Annotated in this window: 23 protein-coding genes and 1 pseudogene; 9 read left to right on the plus strand and 15 right to left on the minus strand. The window is 57.7% G+C overall.

Going from position 1 to position 19,899, the window contains the following annotated elements:
- Positions 1-48: 48 nt before the first annotated feature.
- The 4 genes from FHW68_RS24685 to FHW68_RS24700 all read right to left on the minus strand — a co-directional run bounded on the left by FHW68_RS24685 (position 49) and on the right by FHW68_RS24700 (position 2,376).
- Positions 49-1,212, minus strand: coding sequence for an EAL domain-containing protein (locus FHW68_RS24685; RefSeq protein WP_183683547.1), 1,164 nt, complete (start codon positions 1,210-1,212; stop codon positions 49-51).
- A 123-nt stretch (positions 1,213-1,335) separates the two neighbouring features.
- Complete coding sequence (locus FHW68_RS24690; protein ID WP_095634677.1) at positions 1,336-1,674, minus strand: hypothetical protein; 339 nt, start codon at positions 1,672-1,674, stop codon at positions 1,336-1,338.
- A complete protein-coding gene (locus FHW68_RS24695) occupies positions 1,671-2,060 on the minus strand; it encodes a phage holin family protein (RefSeq protein WP_095634676.1) in 390 nt (129 codons plus the stop codon). Before FHW68_RS24695 ends, FHW68_RS24690 begins: the two co-directional genes overlap by 4 nt.
- Position 2,061: 1 nt before the next feature.
- Positions 2,062-2,376 (minus strand): YqjD family protein, encoded by a 315-nt coding sequence (locus FHW68_RS24700; protein ID WP_007895050.1) that lies wholly within the window; start codon positions 2,374-2,376, stop codon positions 2,062-2,064.
- Between the two features lie 306 nt (positions 2,377-2,682).
- Here FHW68_RS24700 and FHW68_RS24705 point away from each other — a divergent pair, with 306 nt between their 5' ends.
- Positions 2,683-3,891: an ammonium transporter gene (locus FHW68_RS24705; RefSeq protein ID WP_183683549.1), complete on the plus strand. Its 1,209-nt coding sequence runs from the start codon at positions 2,683-2,685 to the stop codon at positions 3,889-3,891.
- Position 3,892: 1 nt separating this feature from the next.
- Here FHW68_RS24705 and FHW68_RS24710 read toward each other — a convergent pair whose 3' ends face one another.
- Positions 3,893-5,605, minus strand: coding sequence for a monovalent cation:proton antiporter-2 (CPA2) family protein (locus FHW68_RS24710; protein WP_183683551.1), 1,713 nt, complete (start codon positions 5,603-5,605; stop codon positions 3,893-3,895).
- A gap of 210 nt (positions 5,606-5,815) precedes the next feature.
- On the opposite strand from FHW68_RS24710, the gene FHW68_RS24715 reads away from it, so the two are divergent.
- The 3 genes from FHW68_RS24715 to FHW68_RS24725 all read left to right on the plus strand — a co-directional run bounded on the left by FHW68_RS24715 (position 5,816) and on the right by FHW68_RS24725 (position 7,502).
- Complete coding sequence (locus FHW68_RS24715) at positions 5,816-6,052, plus strand: glutaredoxin family protein (RefSeq protein WP_095634673.1); 237 nt, start codon at positions 5,816-5,818, stop codon at positions 6,050-6,052.
- Positions 6,053-6,218: 166 nt separating this feature from the next.
- Positions 6,219-6,539: a transcriptional regulator gene (locus tag FHW68_RS24720; protein WP_095634672.1), complete on the plus strand. Its 321-nt coding sequence runs from the start codon at positions 6,219-6,221 to the stop codon at positions 6,537-6,539.
- Between the two features lie 72 nt (positions 6,540-6,611).
- Entirely contained in the window at positions 6,612-7,502 is an 891-nt protein-coding gene (locus tag FHW68_RS24725; protein ID WP_095634671.1) for a pseudouridine synthase, read from the plus strand.
- 89 nt (positions 7,503-7,591) lie between these two features.
- Here the strand turns inward: FHW68_RS24725 and FHW68_RS24730 are convergent, their stop codons facing one another.
- Together FHW68_RS24730 and mobA are read right to left on the minus strand one after the other, a co-directional pair.
- Entirely contained in the window at positions 7,592-7,813 is a 222-nt protein-coding gene (locus FHW68_RS24730; protein WP_007895056.1) for a YgdI/YgdR family lipoprotein, read from the minus strand.
- A 75-nt stretch (positions 7,814-7,888) separates the two neighbouring features.
- On the minus strand, positions 7,889-8,491 hold the full coding sequence (gene mobA / locus FHW68_RS24735; RefSeq protein ID WP_095634670.1) for a molybdenum cofactor guanylyltransferase MobA: 603 nt from the start codon (positions 8,489-8,491) through the stop codon (positions 7,889-7,891).
- A gap of 81 nt (positions 8,492-8,572) precedes the next feature.
- Here mobA and moaB point away from each other — a divergent pair, with 81 nt between their 5' ends.
- Together moaB and glp are read left to right on the plus strand one after the other, a co-directional pair.
- Positions 8,573-9,112: a molybdenum cofactor biosynthesis protein B gene (moaB, locus tag FHW68_RS24740; RefSeq protein WP_008075630.1), complete on the plus strand. Its 540-nt coding sequence runs from the start codon at positions 8,573-8,575 to the stop codon at positions 9,110-9,112.
- Entirely contained in the window at positions 9,096-10,322 is a 1,227-nt protein-coding gene (glp, locus tag FHW68_RS24745) for a gephyrin-like molybdotransferase Glp (RefSeq protein ID WP_183683553.1), read from the plus strand. The genes moaB and glp overlap by 17 nt, the downstream gene beginning before the upstream one ends.
- A gap of 65 nt (positions 10,323-10,387) precedes the next feature.
- On the opposite strand, the gene FHW68_RS24750 is transcribed toward glp, so the two are convergent.
- On the minus strand, positions 10,388-10,696 hold the full coding sequence (locus FHW68_RS24750; protein WP_095634668.1) for a hypothetical protein: 309 nt from the start codon (positions 10,694-10,696) through the stop codon (positions 10,388-10,390).
- A 324-nt stretch (positions 10,697-11,020) separates the two neighbouring features.
- On the opposite strand from FHW68_RS24750, the gene yegS reads away from it, so the two are divergent.
- Positions 11,021-11,938: a lipid kinase YegS gene (gene yegS / locus FHW68_RS24755; RefSeq protein WP_095634667.1), complete on the plus strand. Its 918-nt coding sequence runs from the start codon at positions 11,021-11,023 to the stop codon at positions 11,936-11,938.
- On the opposite strand, the gene FHW68_RS24760 is transcribed toward yegS, so the two are convergent.
- From FHW68_RS24760 to FHW68_RS24770, 3 genes are all read right to left on the minus strand, one after another.
- A complete protein-coding gene (locus tag FHW68_RS24760) occupies positions 11,922-12,581 on the minus strand; it encodes a response regulator transcription factor (protein WP_095634666.1) in 660 nt (219 codons plus the stop codon). The genes yegS and FHW68_RS24760 overlap by 17 nt on opposite strands.
- On the minus strand, positions 12,578-13,471 hold the full coding sequence (locus FHW68_RS24765; protein ID WP_095634665.1) for a sensor histidine kinase: 894 nt from the start codon (positions 13,469-13,471) through the stop codon (positions 12,578-12,580). The genes FHW68_RS24760 and FHW68_RS24765 overlap by 4 nt, the downstream gene beginning before the upstream one ends.
- A 399-nt stretch (positions 13,472-13,870) precedes the next feature.
- Positions 13,871-14,341 (minus strand): hypothetical protein, encoded by a 471-nt coding sequence (locus tag FHW68_RS24770; RefSeq protein WP_095634664.1) that lies wholly within the window; start codon positions 14,339-14,341, stop codon positions 13,871-13,873.
- A 463-nt stretch (positions 14,342-14,804) separates the two neighbouring features.
- On the opposite strand from FHW68_RS24770, the gene FHW68_RS24775 reads away from it, so the two are divergent.
- The gene (locus FHW68_RS24775) at positions 14,805-15,743 is read left to right on the plus strand and encodes a chemotaxis protein CheV (protein ID WP_095634663.1); all 939 of its coding nucleotides are present in this window, start codon (positions 14,805-14,807) and stop codon (positions 15,741-15,743) included.
- A gap of 263 nt (positions 15,744-16,006) precedes the next feature.
- Entirely contained in the window at positions 16,007-16,810 is an 804-nt protein-coding gene (locus tag FHW68_RS24780) for an MOSC domain-containing protein (RefSeq protein WP_095634662.1), read from the plus strand.
- A 70-nt stretch (positions 16,811-16,880) separates the two neighbouring features.
- Here the strand turns inward: FHW68_RS24780 and FHW68_RS24785 are convergent, their stop codons facing one another.
- From FHW68_RS24785 to FHW68_RS24795, 4 genes and pseudogenes are all read right to left on the minus strand, one after another.
- Positions 16,881-17,165, minus strand: a complete 285-nt coding sequence (locus FHW68_RS24785; protein WP_008009347.1) for a pyrimidine/purine nucleoside phosphorylase — start codon at positions 17,163-17,165, stop codon at positions 16,881-16,883.
- 74 nt (positions 17,166-17,239) lie between these two features.
- Positions 17,240-17,788, minus strand: coding sequence for an exonuclease domain-containing protein (locus FHW68_RS24790; protein ID WP_183683555.1), 549 nt, complete (start codon positions 17,786-17,788; stop codon positions 17,240-17,242).
- A gap of 71 nt (positions 17,789-17,859) precedes the next feature.
- Positions 17,860-18,117, minus strand: coding sequence for an acetyl-CoA carboxylase biotin carboxyl carrier protein subunit (locus tag FHW68_RS27600; RefSeq protein WP_371916228.1), 258 nt, complete (start codon positions 18,115-18,117; stop codon positions 17,860-17,862).
- Positions 18,118-18,353: 236 nt separating this feature from the next.
- Positions 18,354-19,821 (minus strand): annotated as a pseudogene (locus FHW68_RS24795) (acetyl/propionyl/methylcrotonyl-CoA carboxylase subunit alpha); the annotation flags it as partial.
- Positions 19,822-19,899 lie beyond the last annotated feature (78 nt).

Below are 19,899 nucleotides of genomic sequence, written 5' to 3' on the forward strand. Positions count from 1 at the left end.
TGACTGAGCCTCTAGCTTCCCGGTTCGCGCCGGTCGCTGCAAGGAGAACTAGAGCCCCGCCGCATCGATATCGATGAGCAGCAGTCGCTCGCCATTGTCGAAAAATTGCCCGGCGGTAAGGCAGTATTGATTGCTGGTGGCATCGCGGTAGGTGTTGGAAAGTGTCAGCCGACGCTCATCCCATCCTTCGGCCAGCAAGTGATAAAAGTAGGGGCGCCAGGACCAGTTATGGCCCAGATAGCGGTTATCCGCCACCCAGCCGTTGTTGCGCCATTCCAGGTTGGGAGTCAGCTGTGTGCCGTGGCGGTCGCATTGATAAAAACGCAACAGCCAGGGAAACGCTTCCAGTTGCGGCAAGGCGCTCAGGGGCGCGCTGGCTTGAGCCCAGGCTTGCAGAATGGTCATCAGTTCGCTGAGCTGCTGGCGCATGACCATCAGGCGCGCGCGTTCAGCCAGTTTTTGCTGGACATAGCGCTGGCGCAGTTGCGCGAACTGCTCGACAAAGGCATCTGTGGCGAAAAAATCGGCTTGCGCACGGGCGAACAGAAAGCCCTGCACGTAGCGTGAACCACACTCCAGGGCAAAGTTCAGCTGAGCGTCCGTTTCCACGCCCTCGGCGATAATCCAGCAACCGGTTTTCTCTGCCATTTGCGCCAGTGCTTTCACCACGTCGCTGCTGGGGCCACCCAATGCGGCGGCCTGGAACAGCCGCATGTCGAGCTTGAGAATGTCCGGTTGCAGGGCCAGTACGCGATCGAGCTGAGAGTAGCCGGCACCGAAATCATCGATGGCGATCCGCGCTCCGGCTTGTCGATAACGGGCCACGACTTCGGCAAGACGCTGGCTGTCGCCGCCCAGTTCAGTGATCTCAAAGACAATTCGTTGCGCGTCGACGCCATGCCTGCTCAGTTGCCGGAGGCTTGGCAGTGCCTGGTCTCGGCGCAAGCGGCTGATCCAGCGCGGCGATATGTTAAGGCTGAGAAACCAGTCCGGTGGCGCTTCATGCAGGCGGCTCAAAGCATTATCGCGGATTTGGCGATCGAGACGACGCAGGGCGACGGCGGGTGTTCGCGGGTCGGCGAACAGCGGTCCTACGGAGCTCAGTTGACCATCGGCCTGGCGCAGTCGACCCAGCGCTTCGACCCCAGCGATGCGGCCGGTGGCGGTATCGATGAACGGCTGAAAGCAGGCGAGCGGTTGCCCGTCGATCACGAGGCCTCCTTAATGAGGTTTTGTTCCGGATAAACCTGGACATCAGACAGGCACACAGGATCAACCTCTCGATGAAGAGGTTAATCCCGGTGGTATTGCAAGAATGCAGCCAAACAGTACTGATTAGTGTTTGCGCGAGTTCTGCATGATCAGCTTGATCAGCGGCCCCAGCGTGACGCCAAGGCGAGCCAGCCGAGTCAGGCTGCCGATACCGCCACCCTTGGCCTTCTTGCCGGTCAGAAAGCCCAACCCGATCACGGCCGCGATGCCCCAGAGCGGGGCGTGTTTGATGCCGAGACCGTCTTGCAGGTTTTGCGTCATGCCACGCACCCGTTGCAGAGGATTCAGCAGGTGTTGGGATTCGTGGCGGATTTCCTGGCGATGCATTTCCATGCGCAAGCGAATCAGCGCCTTGCGCATTTCCGTGCGCGAGCTGTTGCGGGGAAGTTCAGACAGACTCATGGCAACAGACGCTCCCGATCGTTGGCCAACTCTTCCAGGGTGCCGTGGAAGGGCGAGGACTCATCGAAAATCGCTGCCCTCAAGCGCATCGCACAGAAGAACGCGGCGAGGGTATAGAACACACAGAGCCCGATGATTGCTGCCAGGCGATAGGTGTCCCAAAACAGGATCAACACCAGCGTCGACAAGCCCACCAGCAATAACAAGGCAAAAACCAGCGTCAGGCCTGCAAACAACAACAGGCTTACCGTACGTGCTTTTTGTTCCTGCAATTCAATGCCAAACAGTTCGACATGACTGTGCAGCAGTCCAAGAAACGCGGCACCGAGGCGCCGCGGGGATGAGCCGGTGCCCGTCGCGGACGGGCCGGATTCGCCGATCGCCATATTAGCGCCGAGTGGCCAGCAGGCCGATCAGAAAGCCCACGCCAGCCGCAATGCCGACCGATTGCCATGGGTTGGCCTGGACGTAATCTTCCGTGGCGGTGACAGCGGCTTTGCCGCGCTCGCGCACAGAGTCTTCGGTCAATTTCAGGGTTTCCCGCGCGCGCAGCAGACTGTCATGGATCTGCTGACGCAATTCATCGGCTTGATCGCCAGCCAGGGATTTGGTGTGTTCCAGCAACCTTTCAGTGTCGGTCACCAGGGTCTGAAAATCTTCCATCAGAACTTCTTGAGCAGTCTTTGCTGTGGTGCGTGCCATTGGTGATCTCCGTGAGTGGCTTCTGAAGCGTTCGAGTATGAGCCTTGTGTGAAGGTTCAGTACAAATGACTGGTACAACTTTTGCTGTGTCGTGGTGCGTCAGCCGGCGCCGTTGCGCTGTTGCCGGGCATGATTTCAGGAAAACCTTAACCCAAATAATCAAAACTCGCGCAAAGGTTCCATTCTTGTGCGCCAAAGCGGTTCATCCGGATCAGCGCCTCAGTCCGGATCGGCTGCAACTTGGTGCGCCTGTCTTCTGCGCGAACTGCTTTGGTGCTTTTTTTCAACCTTCAGGTCTGCCAATCCATGGAAAATCTGCAAAGTGCTGTGGACAGTCTGGTCCATAGCTCCAACACGTTGTTCATCCTGATCGGTGCGGTCATGGTCCTGGCCATGCACGCCGGTTTCGCCTTTCTGGAGGTGGGTACGGTTCGGCAAAAAAACCAGGTCAACGCTTTGTCGAAAATACTCAGCGATTTCGCCATTTCGACCCTGGCCTATTTCTTTATAGGCTATTGGATTTCCTACGGCGTCACTTTCATGCAGCCGGCGGCAGTGATCACCGCCGATCATGGCTATGGACTGGTGAAGTTTTTCTTTCTGCTGACCTTTGCTGCGGCGATACCGGCAATCATTTCGGGAGGCATCGCCGAGCGCGCCCGGTTCGTCCCGCAGTTGTGTGCGACGGTGCTGATCGTGGCGTTCATCTATCCCTTCTTCGAAGGCATGATCTGGAATGGCAACTTTGGTCTGCAAGCCTGGTTGCTGGAACGCTTCGGTGCCGGTTTTCATGACTTCGCCGGTTCCGTGGTGGTTCATGCCATGGGCGGTTGGCTGGCACTCGCGGCGGTCTTGTTGCTCGGTCCAAGGCAAGGTCGTTATCGCGATGGGCGACTGGTGGCATTCGCCCCGTCGAGCATTCCCTTTCTGGCGTTGGGTTCCTGGATTCTGATCGTTGGCTGGTTCGGGTTCAACGTAATGAGCGCTCAAACCCTGCAAGGGGTCAGCGGGCTGGTCGCCGTGAATTCGTTGATGGCCATGGTCGGCGGCACCGTGGCAGCGTTGATCGTGGGGCGCAATGACCCGGGCTTCCTGCATAACGGCCCACTGGCGGGGTTGGTGGCGATCTGCGCCGGCTCGGATTTGATGCATCCGGTTGGCGCGTTGGTGACCGGCGCCATCGCCGGGGCACTGTTTGTCTGGTGCTTTACGGCGGCTCAAGGCAAATGGCGTATCGATGATGTTCTGGGCGTCTGGCCTTTGCATGGGTTGTGTGGTGTCTGGGGCGGGATCGCTTGTGGCATTTTCGGTCAAACTGCCTTGGGTGGTTTGGGGGGCGTGAGCCTGATCAGCCAGTTGATCGGCACTGCTCTGGGCGTGATCGTCGCGCTGGTTGGCGGTTTTGCAGTGTATGGCGTTATCAAGGCGCTTTATGGTCTGCGCCTGAGCCAGGAAGAGGAGTATTACGGTGCGGACTTGTCGGTGCACAAGATCGGAGCCGTGAGCCAGGATTGAATCAGCGTTCTTCATCGTCGGCACCGGGGTAAAAACCGTGCAGCAGGCGATAGCGGTCACGCCTTACCTGGTCGACCCGGTCTCGCACCTGCTGGCCGGGTATGCCCAGCATGATCAGTGCGTGGGAGGCGAGCATCAGGCTGGACTCCAGCAACTCGGGTACGACTTCGCTGGCGCCAGCCGCTTTCAACTCGGCCAACTGACTGTCGTCCCGTGTGCGCACCAGGATCGACACGCTCGGGTTGTACCGGCGTGCCTCCTTGAGTATCAACAGGGCGATGTCCGTCTGGTCCACGGCGACCACCAGTAATCTGGCGCGCTCCAGCCCTATCGCTACCAGCAGTTCGCCGCGGCATGAATCGCCGTAATGAACGCAGCTTTCATTGACGGCTGCTTCCTGAACCCGGACCGGGTCGGTATCCAGTGCGATGTACGGTTGGTCTATATTGCGCAGGACGCGGCCAATGGACTGACCTACGCGGCCATATCCACAGATCACTACGTGATTGTGCAAACCGGCGTTTAGCGCGCTGATTTTTTCGAGTTCGGCTTCTTCGTTGGGCTTGTGGTGCAGACGTGTGGCGATGCGGGGAGCGGCGCGCAGCAGTAAAGGTGTCACCAGCATCGAGCAGAACGTGGCGGCCAGCAGCAGGCCACCGAAGTCATCAGGCATCAGTTTGTTCTGCTGCATTTGCGTCATCAGGGCAAAACAGAATTCACCCCCTTGAGCCAATGCCAGGCCACTGCGCCAGGCGGTTTCGACATCGCTGCCGCGCCATTTGACCAGCAGCGCGACCACGGTGCCTTTGATCAATAGTAATCCCAGCGTCAGACCAAGAATCAGCAAACCGTGACTGGCAAACAAGCGCAAATCGATCAACATGCCGATGCTGACGAAGAACACTCCCAGCAGAATGTCGCGAAACGGACGGATATCCGCCTCGATCTGATGTCGGTAGTGGCTTTCACCCAACAGCATGCCAGCGAGAAAGGCGCCCAGGGCAGGGGAGAGGCCGAGTAAATGAGTCAGCCAGGCCGTCAGCAGAACGATCACCAGCGCCAACAGCACGAACAGCTCAGCGGACCGGGACGTGGCGACTTCATGAAACAGCCGTGGCAAAAACCAGCGACTGACCAGCAGCAGACCGACGAACAGCAAGACAGTCTTGCCCAGCGTCAATGGCAGAGCCCAATACCAAACCTGGTCGCTATTACCGGCGAACACCGGGACCAGGGTCAGTAGCAACACAGCGACCACGTCCTGGAATAGCAGCACGGCGATGGCATTCTGGCCGTGGCGGCTGAAAAGCTCACCGAGGCTGCTCAACTCCTTGCTGACAATGGCGGTGGACGACAGCGCCAAACCGGCACCGAGTAACAGTGCAGGCGTGGTTGGCATGCCGAACAGCATCAACAACACCCCCAAAGCGATCCCGGATAGCAGCACTTGCAGGCTGCCCAAGCCAAATACCACTTGGCGCAGGGCGAGCATTTTCGACAGGGAAAATTCAAGCCCGAGAGAAAACAGCAGGAACACCACGCCTAACTCGGCAAGGTCGGGCAACTCTTCGCTTTCATTCACCCAGTCGAACGCTGTCGGCCCGATCATCAGCCCTACGCACAGGTAGCCCAGCACCGGTGGCAAGCGCAGGCGCTGGAACAATGCAATCACCACCAGAGAAGCGGTAAAGATGATCAACAGATTGGCGAACACAAAAAACTCCGGTGAGGGCTCTGGCTACTCAAGCGTAGAAGTAAAAAAGACGCGAGCATCGTGCAAATGGCAGTCAAGGCGAATGATGTGAGTCAGGAGTTTGCCGAAATCTCTTGAAATCAGCCATTGCCAAGGCTGATTGGGGTATCGGCTCGACTGCTTTTGATAGCGGGCCTAGAATGAGCGCTTACTTTACTTGGTCTCGTTGTCATGCCTCCTGAATGTCAGCTTTTCGGCACCCTTGGTTGCCATCTTTGTGAAGTCGCTGAAGCAGAGCTGATGCCTTTGGTCGAACACGGTTTGATGGTGGAGTTGGTGGATATCGCTGACGACGAAACGTGGTTCGAAGCCTACAGTCTGCGTATTCCAGTGTTGCGACGGGTCGATACCGGCGCAGAGCTGAGCTGGCCGTTCAGTGCCGATGAAGTGGTGGCGTTCCTGCGCTGAACTGACACTGTCAGCGATGCCCCACCCGTCGCAGTACTCGTTTCATCCATTGGCGAAAAGTTGGTTATTCGGCTACTGTATGCGCATACAGTTATTCCGATTGCCTGCCATGCTTTTCCCTGATTCGGGTTTGGGCAGGCAATCCCGGAAATCAGAGGGATGAACCTTGGTCAATGTCGAGCAATTGAAGAACAGCGTGAACCGGATGTCGGCAGACGTGGTACGCGAGGCCGTCCTCGAGTTGCGTCTGGATGGACTGGTCACGGAGCGGAAAACGCCCTTCAACAAGTTGCATTTCAATACCTGTTTCGCCGAAATCGAAGCCTTGTTCCAGCGTGCGGGCTACCACCGGCAGCTGGATGTCGTGGGCTATCAGGGTTTGTTGTATGCGCTTTATGATCCGGGACGCTGGGAAGCGGTCGATGTGCTGCGCTGGCTCAAGGAGTTCACTGAAGCGGCTGCTCAAGAACAGTCGATACCGGCCTGAGGATTCTCTTCTAGGTTCGTTCCGGCCACTGTTGGATAATGCCGCCCTGCATTGAGGGTCAGAGCTTTTCGTATGTCCATTTCAGTTTTTTCTGCTGCACATAACCAGGCCAGCACGCTCTACCTGCCGCCGGGGCCATGGCAGACCGTACTCGATTGCCTGTGCGAACACTTCAGCGCCATCGGTCGTGAACAATGGCTGGACAGAATTGCTCGTGGTCGTGTCCTGGATGGACAAGGCCTGCCGATCGCCCTGGACCTGCCTTACAAGGAAGGTCTGCGGATTCATTATTTCCGTGAGGTGCCGGACGAAAAACCGATCCCGGTGGTGGAGGCGATCCTCTACGCCGATGAGCATTTGGTGGTGGCGGACAAACCGCACTTCCTGCCTGTGACTCCGGCTGGGGAATACGTGGAGCAAACATTGCTGCGGCGCTTGATCCGTCGCCTGGATAACCCGCATTTGGTGCCGTTGCATCGAATCGATCGGCATACGGCGGGGCTGGTGCTGTTTTCAGCCAATCCTGCGAGTCGGTCGGCGTACCAGTCGTTGTTTCCTTCACGCCAGATCGAAAAGCGCTATGAAGCAATTGCCCGGGCATTACCTGAGCATTCCTTTCCGCTGGTCCATAAAAGTCGACTTGTTGATGGCGAGCCGTTTTTTCGCATGCAGGAAGGTCCGGGTGTCAGCAATACCGAGACGGCTGTCGAGGTCAGGGAAAAAAACGGTGAGCTCTGGCGTTATGGGCTGTACCCGGTCACGGGTAAAAAACATCAGCTACGTGTTCACATGGCAGCGCTGGGGGCCGGCATCTGCAATGATCCGTTCTATCCTCAGGTGCTCAAGGACGTTGAGGATGACTATGCCAACCCTTTGAAGCTGTTGGCCCAAGGGCTGCGATTTGTCGATCCGGTCACGGGGCAGGAAAGAGAATTCGAAAGCACCATCACCTTGCAGTGGTGATCACAAGGCTAACGATCCTGCTTTTCTTCAGCCACGAAAAAGCCCGCTTCTAAAGCGGGCTTTTCTATATCTGGTTGTCGCCGTAAAGATTACAGATCTTTAACGGTACGGACCTGATCTTTATTGACGCGGGTGTGCTTGCCATCCAGTTGTTCGAATTCGTAAAAGCCCGATTCTTCATCGTACTTAGGCGCGTCGACGGCCTGGATTTCTCGACCGTCATTCAAGGTGATCACTGTAGGCGATGCGCAGCCGGCGAGGGTGGCAAGGCCCAGTGCGAGCATGAAAGTGGCGAGGGTCCGTTGAGTCATGTGTGTGTCTCCGAATGGGAATTCTTTAGTTGCTGATCTTGAGACGTATACAACGCGCGCAAGTTCCTTCGCGTGTCAGTCTGACACAGTGTGGTGTGTGCTTAACAGTTCCGGGGTGTTGAGATTGGCCAGGCGAGCGTCGTTTTCAGGGCATTGCAGGGCAATGGCACCCAGTTTGCGCATAAGGCGACCCGGGCTGCGTTCGCCTTCGTTCCAGGCGGTTTCGAAAGCCACTGAAAGGGCGACGGGGATTATGCACAGCAAGGGTTCCCAATGTTCACCGTGGCGCAACATCAGCGGTTTGTCCGGATGCTGCCCGGCGGTTTCACGCATGCTCTGGAGCAGCGCGGCATCAATGCGTGGCACATCGCAGGGCAGCACGAGTAGGCAGGCGTGACGGGCGGCCTTCAGGCCAGCGCGAATACCCGCCAACGGCCCCGGAAAGTCGCCTTCGTCGTCATGGACCAACTGATCCGCATAAGGCGCATATTTTTCCAGGTTTCTGTTGCAAGAGATGATCAGGTCATCACTCAGCGGGCGTGTCTTGCGGTGCAGATGCGCAATCAGCGGTTCACCATGCCAATCCAGCAATCCCTTGTCCTGACCGCCCATGCGTTGGCCGCGACCGCCGGCCAGGAGCAGAATGGAGCAAGGCGCCAGAGGTGTATTCGTGGTCATCGCACTTCTCCATGAGGGCGGCGAAAAAATGAAGTGCTGTGATATAACACCGGGCTGTTTCTCCTACAACTGGACGAGCCTATGAAAGCCAAGGCTGATGTACCTTTCGCACCACTCAACATTGCGGTGCTGACTGTCAGCGATACCCGTACCCTGGAAACCGATACCTCAGGCCAGGTCTTCGTCGACCGTTTGAGCGCTGCCGGTCATAACCTGGCGGCCCGTGTATTGCTTAAAGATGACCTCTACAAAATACGCGCGCAAGTCGCCAACTGGATTGCCGATGAGGTCGTGCAAGTGGTGCTGATCACGGGCGGTACCGGGTTCACCGGTCGCGACAGCACGCCAGAAGCCGTGAGTTGCCTGCTGGATAAGCAGGTCGATGGTTTTGGTGAATTGTTCCGGCAGATATCGGTAGCGGATATCGGCACCTCGACGGTTCAGTCCCGGGCCCTGGCCGGTCTGGCCAATGGCACGCTGGTCTGCTGTTTGCCGGGCTCGACCAACGCGGTGCGCACCGGTTGGGATGGGATTCTCGCCGAGCAACTGGATTCCCGTCACCGTCCGTGCAATTTCGTGGCCCATCTGAAACAGGCGGCACCCTGTGAAACCCGTGGGTAAGCCAGGCAAGACCGGCAGTCTGATGGCTGTCGAGGTGGCACTGGCGCGTTTACTGGAAATGGCCGACGCCGCGAAGATTCGTGAGCACGAACGCTTGCCATTGGCACAGGTTCAGGGACGCGTACTGGCCGCTGACCTGATTTCGACACTTGATTTACCGCCTTGGCCCAACAGTGCCATGGACGGCTATGCCTTACGCCTGGCCGACTGGACGGGAGAGCCGTTGGTGGTCAGTCAGAAGATCTTTGCAGGTCAGGCCCCGGAACCCTTGAAGCCAGGTACTTGTGCGCGGATCTTCACCGGCGCGCCAGTGCCTGCCGGTGCCGATTGTGTCGAAATGCAGGAGAACGCCGAGGTTCAGGCGGATGAACGAGTACGTTTCATCGAAACCATGCGCCCGGGACAGAACATCCGTCCACAAGGTCAGGAGGCCACCGTCGGTGAGCTGATCCTGCCTGTCGGCACTCGTCTGGGATCTATTGAACAAGGGTTGGCGGCGTCACTGGGATGCGCCGAGCTGGACGTCGTTCGCAAGGTTCGTGTTGCGGTCCTGTCTACCGGTGATGAGTTGATTGAGCCCGGCCAGGCCCTTGGACCAGGACAGATCTACAACAGTAATCGAGTCTTGCTTTGCAGTTGGTTGCAGCGCCTGGGTTGTGAGGTGATCGATGCCGGTATTCTTCCCGATGATTTAGCGACCACTCGTGCCCGCCTCGGTAAGCTGAAGGATGTCGACCTGATTCTCTCCACCGGTGGCGTATCGGTGGGAGAGGCCGATTTTCTGGGTATTGCCTTGCGGGAAGAGGGCGAATTGACGCTGTGGAAGCTTGCCATCAAACCAGGCAAGCCGCTGACATTCGGGCATTTTCGCGGCGTGCCCGTGATCGGTTTACCTGGCAATCCGGCGTCGACCCTGGTGACTTTTGCTTTGTTGGCAAGGCCCTACCTTTTGCGCCGCCAAGGCGTAAAAGAAGTCGAGCCCCTGAAGTTTCAGGTGCCGGCAGGATTCATCTGGCCAAAAGCGGGTAACCGACGTGAGTACTTGCGCGGACGTCTGGAGAATGGCCGGGCGATCATCTACAGGAATCAGAGCTCTGGCGTACTGCGCAGTGCTGCCTGGGCTGACGGTCTGGTTGAAGTGCTGGAAGACCGTACGCTGATCGAGGGTGATTGGGTGAGCTTCATCCCTCTGAATGAAGTCTTGAGCTGATACAGGCACTGGTTTTGCCCCGCAAGCCCGGTTGATCACTTCGGGCTTGCGTGTGTGCTCATTTCTTAATGTGCCAGAAGTGTCACGACCTGATCGAAGCGGCTGTTGGCGATCCAGGCCAGAAGTCCCAGGACCACGGCTGTTGCGCCAGCTGAGTAAGCCAGCCTGTGTTTGATGGATTTGACGTCACCCCGGACTTCATCCATGTCTCTGCGGATGTACTTGAGGTGTGTTTCCAGTTCAATGACGCGAGGTTCCATGTCAGCTTCTCCGGCGTGCTTTGCGCTGTTTTTGAGTTCAGCCTGATGATTGGCGCGATTTTCTGCGAACGGCGCGACCGGGGTTACCGGTAGTCTGAGGTCATGGCTTTGCATGGACTAGCTGGCTCCTTGCGTTAAAACCATTCAAATGATCGATGCCGTTGTTGTTTGCGCTGTTTGAGGCCCTTAAGGGGGTTCCATTCATTGTTTTCACATCCCTGTGTAATAAAACGGGTAATCACAGATAACAGAGACCCAACGGTGTACCAATTGTTCGGGTGGGTCAATTGAGCCGATTCCTCATGTTTTGTACGAAAAAATACCGCTCTGTAGGACCCACGTTTCCTTCCCTTGGAAATAATTGAAATCCAGTCGACTTTTATCAGGCGCTGCGAGGTCAACATATGCTATGGAATTGCGGATAGGGGAGTGGCAAAAATGAGCGAGCGCAAGGCGCTGTTGATTCTGCATGGCAAGCAGGCACTCAATGAGGAGGTCCGCGCAGCTGTCGAAGGCAAACGCCAGCAAGGTTGGGAACTGGCTGTTCGACTGACCTGGGAGGCGGGCGATGCTCAGCGGTTGGTGGAGGAAGCGCTGACGGCAGGTTATACGCAGCTGATTGCCGGCGGCGGTGATGGCACTTTACGTGATATCGCCGAAGCCATGGCGACGCATTCGACACAGGCCAGTCTGGTGCTGTTGCCCTTGGGCACCGCCAACGATTTTGCCCGCGCTGCCGGGGTGCCTCTGGAGCCCGCTCAGGCGTTGGATTTACTGGAGGTGGCCCCGCGAACCATCGATCTGGGAGAAGTCGGCGGGCAGGTTTTCCTGAACATGGCCACCGGCGGTTTTGGCAGTCAGGTCACGGCTAATACCTCCGAGGATTTGAAAAAAATTCTGGGAAGCGCCGCTTATCTCTTCACGGGTTTAACCCGCTTCAGTGAGTTGCATGCGGCCTATGGTGAGTTGCAAGGACCGGATTTTCACTGGCGAGGCGAATTGTTGGCATTGGGCATTGGCAATGGCCGACAGGCTGGCGGCGGGCATATGTTGTGCCCGCAGGCGCTGGCTGACGATGGTCTGCTGGATATCAGCATTTTGCCCGCGCCACAGGAAGTGGTCGGTACTTTGAAAGACCTGCTGACTGATGGTTTCGGAATCGACAATATGTTTGTACGAGCTCGCTTGCCATGGGTCGAGATCAAGGTGTCGGAGGGGCTTTATATCAATCTTGATGGGGAGCCTCTGGAGGGTGACAGTCTGCGTTTCTCGGCGCGCCCGGCGGCATTGCGTGTGCATTTGCCCGAGGACTCACCGCTGCTGAGCGTCTGGAATCCAGCTAATCGTCCAGACTGATGATTTGCTCGCGCACGGCGAATAGCACCAGGCCGGCCACATCGAAGATCTGCAAGCGCTTCATGATTTGCGAGCGGTGAGTTTCGACAGTCTTGATGCTTAGCGCCAGGCCATTGGCGATTTCCCGGGTGGATTTCCCGCGAACAATCAGTCGCAGGATTTCCAGCTGACGTGCTGTCAGGTTGTGCGAGTCCTGGGTTTGCGTCTGATTTTTCTGGGTTCGAATCAGCGCTTGGTTGATGACTGTATGGGCAATGGCCGGGCTCAGATAGCGTTCGTTATTGCGCAAGGCATCCAGTGCTTGTTCGAGTTCGGTGGCGGTGGTGTCCTTGAGCAGGTAGCCATGAGCTCCTGATTCCAGGGCCTGCATGATCAGCTCCGGGTCGGTATGCATCGACAGGATGAGCACTTTGCACTGCGGGCGTACGCGCTTGAGTCGCTGCAAGGCTTCAAGACCACCGGTTTCCTTCATGGAAATATCCAGCAGAATGATGTCCGGGGACAACTGCTCCACCATTTCGACTAACAGCGAGCCGTCATTGGCCTCCCCGATTACCGCATACCCGGGAATATCCAGCACCAAAGCGCGCACGCCAGCCCTGATAAGCGAGTGGTCATCCACCAGAAGTAAGTTACAAGTCAATGCATAACCTTATTCGTACTGGCCCGTTCCAGCGCACGGGGCGCCCAGGGGAAGAGTGCTTCGATTTGAGTGCCTTTGCCCGGCTCGCTGGCCACGGTCAGCGTGCCACCTAACTGATCGATCCGTTCCGACATGCCGGCCATCCCGCGTTGCCCCTCGCGAGCGGGATCTGCCGCTGGCACAAAACCCAGGCCATCGTCGCTGATCAATAACGACAGGCCTTGGGGCAGGCGTTGCAGGCGGACGAGCAGATTTTCGGCCTGGGCGTGCCGCAGCATATTGGTAACCGCCTCCTGGGTAATGCGAAAGGCTGCCACCGCCATTTCTTCCGGTATGCCCGTCAGGCGTTGATGGCATTCCAGGCTCCAGTGCACGGAGGTATTGGCCAGGGTCCTGAGTAGATGTGCACGCAGGCTGGCTTCCAGCCCGAGACTGGCCAGTTGTCGTGGATTCAGGATGGCCGAGACGTCACGAACCTTGGTGAGGGTTTCGTCCAGCGTATCGCACAGTACGGAACATTGCCCCCGCAGTTCTTCGGGTATTCGACGTTTGAGCCACTCACTTTGCAGTTTTGCGGCGGTCAGCAATTGACCAATGTCATCATGCAGTTCCCGACTGAGCCGATGGCGTTCGTTTTCCTGCACTTGGAGCAGACGGTCAGCCAGTTCTTGAGGTTGAAACTTTATCGATTTGCGCGAGAGGCAATGTCCCACCCAGACACAGGCCAGCGCTGCACTATTGAGTACCAGCAAACTCAACGGTAAAGAAATGGACAAGCTGTAGACCAGCAGACTGCCAAGCGCAGAACAGATGCACAGAAAAAGCGTGAACCGGCGCGCGTTTTTTCGGGAAGGTGGCCACAGGGTAATTGACTTGAGGCTGGCGTACATAGCGGATGGAGCCAATGGATGTTCGCTGTGGGCAGACCGGCCACAAGGGTTGACGGGTCTCTGTGTGGAAATCGTTGTGTGAAGTCGCCGTCATGGCTGTGGTGCAGTGCCGGGAATGCAGGCTCATATGCCTGGCTGGGAATCACTGCGCCATTAATTGGCGTCAACTAATGGTCGGCATACTATCACTTAACATACCGTTGGTCGTGTTCGATAGATAACTCAATAGGATCAAATTACATTTTCTGGACGATGGTTCCAGAATGGAAAAACTTTCCGCCAGGCGCACTCCAAAGTTGAGCCATGTATATCTAATTCGAATTGCGCCTCAGCAATGACACATCCAATTGCGACATGAATGCATCAAGTTATAGGGCGGCGGCGTCAAGGCTGATGTTTTTAAGCTTGTCGTTCCGAGAATGAAACCAACCTTAAAGGTCTGGAATGGCTGTGCGGCTGAAACTGACTTTGTCCTACTTGAAACGCAAACGCTTCAATCAGTGAGGTCTGTTCGGTGTCATCAAGACCGAGCTGGCCGGTAGTTTGATCGATGAGTTCAAGTTGCCAGGCCAATAAAGTGAAGCAGTCCTTGAGCGCATCCAGCGCTTGGTCGTGCAGGTTCATGTGATTCTGAGCGCCGCTCAGTAATCCATGAATATGCAGCGAGAACTCCGAAACTGCCGCCAGTGCCAAGGCATCGGCTTTGCTCGACAGTTTGAGAAGGGTACTGAGCATGCAATCGATGGCGTCCTTGTCATTGCTGATCAGTTGCAAATGACTCAGGCATTCCTCGGATTTGGCCAAGAGCGTTTCAGCCTCAACGAGAAATTCTGGAAATCGCTGAGCCCACTCTTTGGTGTCGTTCGGCATGCTTATCTCCACAACGTCGTGTCAGATGAGGGAATGTCGTGTGTGCCGACGAGAACCATAGGTGTCCCCGCGCTGCCCAGCCTTCCTGGTATCGCGCTATGGCAGGTTTGAGCGCCGGCAGGGGAACTCGAGAAGGTGGATGGCCACTGACCTGCGATCACACACAAAAGCCTGACTCCATTCATGCAATGAGAATGGCGTCACATTAATGGCTATTGGATATTGCGAATATCAGGTTGGGCCTGATTGTTACTAGGGGAATCCCTTACGCAGGGGAACCTAACGCGCAAACCGAGGTCGCGCCGCGAGGAATGAAGCCGATGAAAATCACGGAGCCAGTAAAGCATGATGTTAATGTGACATCAATGCTTGGGCGTGGCATTTTGTCTGAGGGTCAAGGTCCGGCAAAAACAGCCGATAAGTCCCTTTAGTGAATTCATCAGAACAAGCCCAGGAGTCATTAATGGCCGGCATTCTCGACACGGTAGACCAACGCACGCAATTAGTGGGTGAGAATCGCCTGGAAATTCTCATGTTTCGGCTAGCCGGGCGGCAATTGTTCGCGATCAACGTGTTCAAGGTTCAGGAAGTGCTGCAACTGCCGAAGCTGACCCTGATGCCCCAACGCCATCCCTTTGTCTGCGGCGTGGTGAACTTGCGTGGCCAGACGCTGCCGGTGATCGACCTGTCCCAGGCCATCGGCATGCGCCCATTGGTGCCAAGCCCCACCAGTACCATCATTGTTACCGAATACAACCGCTCGGTGCAGGCGTTCCTGGTTGGTGGCGTGGACCGCATCGTCAACATGAACTGGGAAGCCATTTTGCCGCCGCCGACCAGCGCCGGTCGTCAGCATTACCTGACGGCCATCAGTAAGGTCGATGATCAACTGGTGGAAATCATCGACGTCGAGAAAGTCCTGGCCGAGATCGTTCCGTACAACGCCAAGGTATCGCGCGACAAGCTCGACGATCCGGTGCTGGAGCGTGCCCGTGGCCGTGAAGTGCTGCTGGTGGATGACTCAAACGTAGCCTTGTCGCAATTGCGCGACACCTTGGGCCAATTGGGCGTCAAGATGCACATCGCCAGCGATGGCTTGAAGGCGCTGAACATGCTCAAAACCTGGGCCGATACCGGCGAAGTCATGACCGACAAGTTGCTGATGATCTTCACCGATGCGGAAATGCCGGAGATGGACGGCTATCGCCTGACCACCGAAATCCGTAACGACCCTCGTTTGCGTGGCCTTTATGTGGTCTTGCACACTTCGCTGTCGGGTAGTTTCAATGATTCCATGGTGAAGAAGGTCGGCTGCGACAACTTCCTTTCCAAATTCCAGCCCGACAAACTCGTCGACGTGGTGCGCCAGCGCCTGATGCTCGATGCAGTGCCGACAAGTTAAGCCCCGGCGCATTCTTTGTAGCAGCTGGCGAAGCCTGCGTTCGGCTGCGAAGCAGTCGTAAAATCAGAAACTACGGTGCATCAGGCGGATCGCGTTAGGTGGAATCACGACTGCTTCGCAGCCGAACGCAGGCTTCGCCAGCTGCTACAGATCGCATTACAGCTTAATTTACCGGCATCAGGACAAGCCCCCTCGCCACGGGGCCTTTGATTCGGCAATCAAGCTCGTATAGGGTGGCGTTTTTACCCATCAGGGAGCTGGCCATGCGTCTGAGCGCGCTTTATCGTTTTCCATTGAAATCCGGCAAGGGCGAGCCCCTCGATCAGGTCCGCCTGGACAAGCTGGGACTGGACGGCGATCGACGCTGGATGCTGGTGGACGAAGCCAGCGGGCGCTTCCTGACCCAACGCGCGGTCGCGAAAATGAGTCAGCTGTCGGCGTTGTGGAATGCCGACGGCGGCTTGACCCTCAGTGCCCCGGGTCATTCACCGATCGATATTGCGTTGCCTGACGGCAATGCCGATCTGCGTGGGGTGACCATCTGGCGCGACACCTTGCGCGTTCCCGATGCCGGCGATGCGGCGGGTGCCTGGGTCAGTGAGTTCATCGGCAAGCCGACGCGCCTGGTGCAAGTGCCGCTCGATCGCGCTCGGACCACCCAGGCCGGCTATGGCAAGGACGATGATCAGGTGGCGTTTGCCGACGGCTTTCCGTTGTTGCTGATTGGTCAGGCATCACTGGAGGACTTGTCGAGCAAGGTCGGGCGGCCGCTGGAGATGTTGCGTTTCCGCCCCAATCTGGTCATCGAGGGCAGCGAGGCGTATGCCGAAGATGGCTGGAAACGCATCCGCATTGGCGATGTCGAGTTTCGCGTGGTCAAGTCCTGCTCACGCTGCATTCTGACCACCATCGACCCGCAGACCGGCGAACGCAGCGATGATCGTGAACCGCTGGCAACCTTGCAGAAATACCGCACCGAAGCCGACGGTGCAATGTTCGGACAGAACCTGGTCAACGACGGCAATGGCTGGCTGGAAGTCGGCATGCCGGTGACGATCCTCGAATAAAAACCCTTCAAATAGAAATGCCCGCGTCCAAGGACACGGGCATTTTTTTGTCGCTGTGAAAACCCGTGGGTTAGCCGCGGTATTCGCACAGGTAAGCGGTGTCGACGGCCACTTTCAGCTGGAACTTGCTGTTGGCGGGTACGTTGAACTGGCTGCCGGCGGCGAAGGTTTCCCAAGCATCGCTGTCAGGCAGTTTGACGGTCAGGGCGCCGGACACCACGTGCATGATTTCACGCTGGCTGGTGCCGAATTCGTATTCGCCCGGTGCCATGACGCCGATGGTCGCTGGACCTTCAGCGGTGCCAAAGGCGATCGACTTGACGGTGCCGTCGAAGTACTCGTTGACTTTAAACATGGGCGGTTCCTCGAAAAGGGCTAAAAAGGGCCGGCCAGTATGCACAAGGTGTCGATAGGCGTCACCTCCTGCACTCAAGGATTAGCGGGGAAAACCAACGGTAACAAACGCGCCGTATTGCGCGCATCTTCCAGTGCCCGATGCTGCTGACCGTTGAACTGCAGGCCCGCCAGTTGCAGGGCTCCATTGAGCCCCAGCGGGCGCTCGAGCCGACGAGCTTTGGCGAAGCGTTGCTTGAGGTTCATGTGCGGGACCCGGCTCAAGGCGCTGTCGAGCTGCAGGCGCTGCCAGTCCTGAAGCAGTTGTTTGCGGTCGTAATCGCCCCAACTGGCCCAGCCTTCCAGACGCGCATGATGTTGGCCAAGCCAGCGTTCGAACAACGGCCATACGGCGGTGAGCGGCTGTGCGGCGTCGATATTGGCTTGGGTGATGTGGGTCAGCTCCCGGCAAAACGGCGTCAACAAGGGCCGGCGCAACGGGCGCACGAAGCACTGGAAGTAATCCAGTTCCTGGCCTTTGCGGTCCACGAGGGTGGCACCGATTTCGATGATTTCCATTTCTGTTACTGGCCAGCCGCCCTCATCGGTGGTGGCTTCCAGATCAATGACCAACCAGTGAGGCATCGCAGGGTTCCTGGTATCCGCGTCCTGATAGGGCTTGAGCGTAGCCAAACCCGGCGGATCCGCCTAGCGGCTTATTCGACCTCTAACAAAATCTGACGATTTTTCACCTGATCCCCAACCCTGACCTGCAAGCGTTTAAGTACTCCATCGATCCCGGATTTGAGCGGATGCTCCATTTTCATTGCTTCGAGTACCACCAATAGCTGACCTTTGCTGACCCGGCTGCCCTCACTGACCAGTACATCGACGATCGCCCCGTCCATCGGCGCCTTGAGCGTGCCGGAACTGACACTGGCCTGGCTGCTGACCAGCGCCTGGGTCCGATCCATCAGCCGCAGGCTGCCGGGGCGCGTGAACAACCACAGTTGCCCGGCCTCGAGGCGGTAGGCATGGCGTTGGCGAATACCGTCGATCTCCAGGGTGGCCCAGTGTTCGTCGCCTCCGATGACCCTCAGTTCGAGGGCGCGAGCGCCGATCTGAACACGGTAGGGTTTACCAGGTTCAGCGTTCAATTCCACCGGCCAGTCCTGGTCCTGCCGGCCGATTCGGTAGTGCAAAGGCACGCTGGCGTTGTTGCGCCAACCGGCCAGCGGGGCGCGGTGAGCCTGCGCTGAAGCCTGGTAAAACAGCGCTGCGGCGATGGCCAGTTGTTCGGCGCTCGGCACCTGGGGATGCAGGCAAGGATGATCGGCGAAGTACATAGGGATGAACCCGGTGCTGAACTCGCCGCTGATGAAGTGCGGATGTTGCAGCAGGCTTGCGAGCAAGCGCTGATTGCTTTGCACGCCCAGCAGCACGCTGTCCTGCACTGACCGCAACAACTTGCGCCGGGCTTCTTCGCGGGTGGCGCCGTGGGCGATGAGCTTGCCCAGCATCGGGTCATAAAACGCACTGACAGACTGATTTTCGATCAGGCCATGGTCGATCCGCACACCGCCCGGCAACGCAGGTTCCCAGGCCACGATTCGCCCGGTTTGCGGCAGAAATCCCTGGGCCGGGTCTTCGGCATACAGGCGCACTTCCATGGCATGGCCATTGAGCTGCACCTGCTCCTGTTGCAGCGGCAGTGGCAGTCCTTCGGCCACGTGAAACTGCCAGGCCACCAGATCGAGGCCGGTGATCAGCTCTGTCACCGGATGTTCCACTTGCAGCCGGGTGTTCATCTCCAGAAAGTAGAACTGCCCGCGAGCATCCAGCAGAAACTCCACAGTGCCGGCGCCGACGTAATTCACCGCGCGCCCCGCCTTGAGTGCCGCTTCGCCCATGGCCTGGCGCAACTCGGCAGTCATGACCGGGCAGGGCGCTTCCTCGATGATTTTCTGGTGACGGCGCTGGATCGAACAATCGCGCTCACCGAGGTAGATCAGGTTGCCGTGTTGATCGCCGAACAGCTGGACTTCGACGTGGCGCGGGTCGATCAGGGCTTGTTCGAGGATCAGTTCGTCGCTGCCAAACCCATGCTGCGCTTCGGAACGCGCGGTACGGAGTTGTTCCAGCAATTCTCCAGCGTTGTGCACCAGGCGCATGCCACGACCGCCGCCGCCGGCACTGGCCTTGATCATCAGCGGATAGCCGATGCGTTCGGCTTCACGGCCGAGGGTCGCGTCGTCCTGTTCGCTGCCCTGATAGCCTTCGATGCAGGGCACACCCGCCTGGATCATGGCGAGTTTCGACAGGCGTTTGCTGCCCATCAGTTCGATGGCTTCGGGGCTGGGGCCGATGAAGATGATGCCGGCCTGTTGGCAGGCGCGGGCGAATGCTGCGTTTTCCGAAAGGAAGCCGTAACCGGGGTGAGTCGCATCGGCACCGGTACGCCGGGCGGCGTCGAGGATTGCCGGGATGTTCAGGTAAGACTGTTGTACCGTGGCCGGGCCGATGTTCACGGCTTCATCGGCCATCTGCACATGCAAGGCATCGGCGTCGACATCGCTGAACACGGCGACGGTGCGGTAGCCCAGCGCTTGCGCGGTGCGCTGGATGCGGCAGGCGATTTCACCGCGGTTGGCGATCAGGATTTTGCTGAAGGCGGGCATGGGTTGTTCCCTTGGTTTTTGCGGTGAAGGTGAGGGCCTCTTCGCGGGCAAGCCTCGCTCCTACGGACTGCGTGATAC

It is taken from the genome of Pseudomonas sp. Tn43 (genome assembly GCF_014192635.1).
Taxonomy (GTDB): Bacteria; Pseudomonadota; Gammaproteobacteria; order Pseudomonadales; family Pseudomonadaceae; genus Aquipseudomonas.

Bases quoted from the DNA above. Each gene is read 5' to 3' on its own strand.
- FHW68_RS24690 (WP_095634677.1), bottom strand. From the start codon at position 1,674: ATGAGTCTGTCTGAACTTCCCCGCAACAGCTCGCGCACGGAAATGCGC.
- FHW68_RS24695 (WP_095634676.1), bottom strand. From the start codon at position 2,060: ATGGCGATCGGCGAATCCGGCCCGTCCGCGACGGGCACCGGCTCATCC.
- FHW68_RS24700 (WP_007895050.1), bottom strand. From the start codon at position 2,376: ATGGCACGCACCACAGCAAAGACTGCTCAAGAAGTTCTGATGGAAGAT.
- FHW68_RS24705 (WP_183683549.1), top strand. From the start codon at position 2,683: ATGGAAAATCTGCAAAGTGCTGTGGACAGTCTGGTCCATAGCTCCAAC.
- FHW68_RS24715 (WP_095634673.1), top strand. From the start codon at position 5,816: ATGCCTCCTGAATGTCAGCTTTTCGGCACCCTTGGTTGCCATCTTTGT.
- FHW68_RS24725 (WP_095634671.1), top strand. From the start codon at position 6,612: ATGTCCATTTCAGTTTTTTCTGCTGCACATAACCAGGCCAGCACGCTC.
- FHW68_RS24730 (WP_007895056.1), bottom strand. From the start codon at position 7,813: ATGACTCAACGGACCCTCGCCACTTTCATGCTCGCACTGGGCCTTGCC.
- mobA (WP_095634670.1), bottom strand. From the start codon at position 8,491: ATGACCACGAATACACCTCTGGCGCCTTGCTCCATTCTGCTCCTGGCC.
- moaB (WP_008075630.1), top strand. From the start codon at position 8,573: ATGAAAGCCAAGGCTGATGTACCTTTCGCACCACTCAACATTGCGGTG.
- FHW68_RS24750 (WP_095634668.1), bottom strand. From the start codon at position 10,696: ATGCAAAGCCATGACCTCAGACTACCGGTAACCCCGGTCGCGCCGTTC.
- yegS (WP_095634667.1), top strand. From the start codon at position 11,021: ATGAGCGAGCGCAAGGCGCTGTTGATTCTGCATGGCAAGCAGGCACTC.
- FHW68_RS24765 (WP_095634665.1), bottom strand. From the start codon at position 13,471: ATGTACGCCAGCCTCAAGTCAATTACCCTGTGGCCACCTTCCCGAAAA.
- FHW68_RS24770 (WP_095634664.1), bottom strand. From the start codon at position 14,341: ATGCCGAACGACACCAAAGAGTGGGCTCAGCGATTTCCAGAATTTCTC.
- FHW68_RS24775 (WP_095634663.1), top strand. From the start codon at position 14,805: ATGGCCGGCATTCTCGACACGGTAGACCAACGCACGCAATTAGTGGGT.
- FHW68_RS24780 (WP_095634662.1), top strand. From the start codon at position 16,007: ATGCGTCTGAGCGCGCTTTATCGTTTTCCATTGAAATCCGGCAAGGGC.
- FHW68_RS24785 (WP_008009347.1), bottom strand. From the start codon at position 17,165: ATGTTTAAAGTCAACGAGTACTTCGACGGCACCGTCAAGTCGATCGCC.
- FHW68_RS24790 (WP_183683555.1), bottom strand. From the start codon at position 17,788: ATGCCTCACTGGTTGGTCATTGATCTGGAAGCCACCACCGATGAGGGC.
- FHW68_RS27600 (WP_371916228.1), bottom strand. From the start codon at position 18,117: ATGGATCGGACCCAGGCGCTGGTCAGCAGCCAGGCCAGTGTCAGTTCC.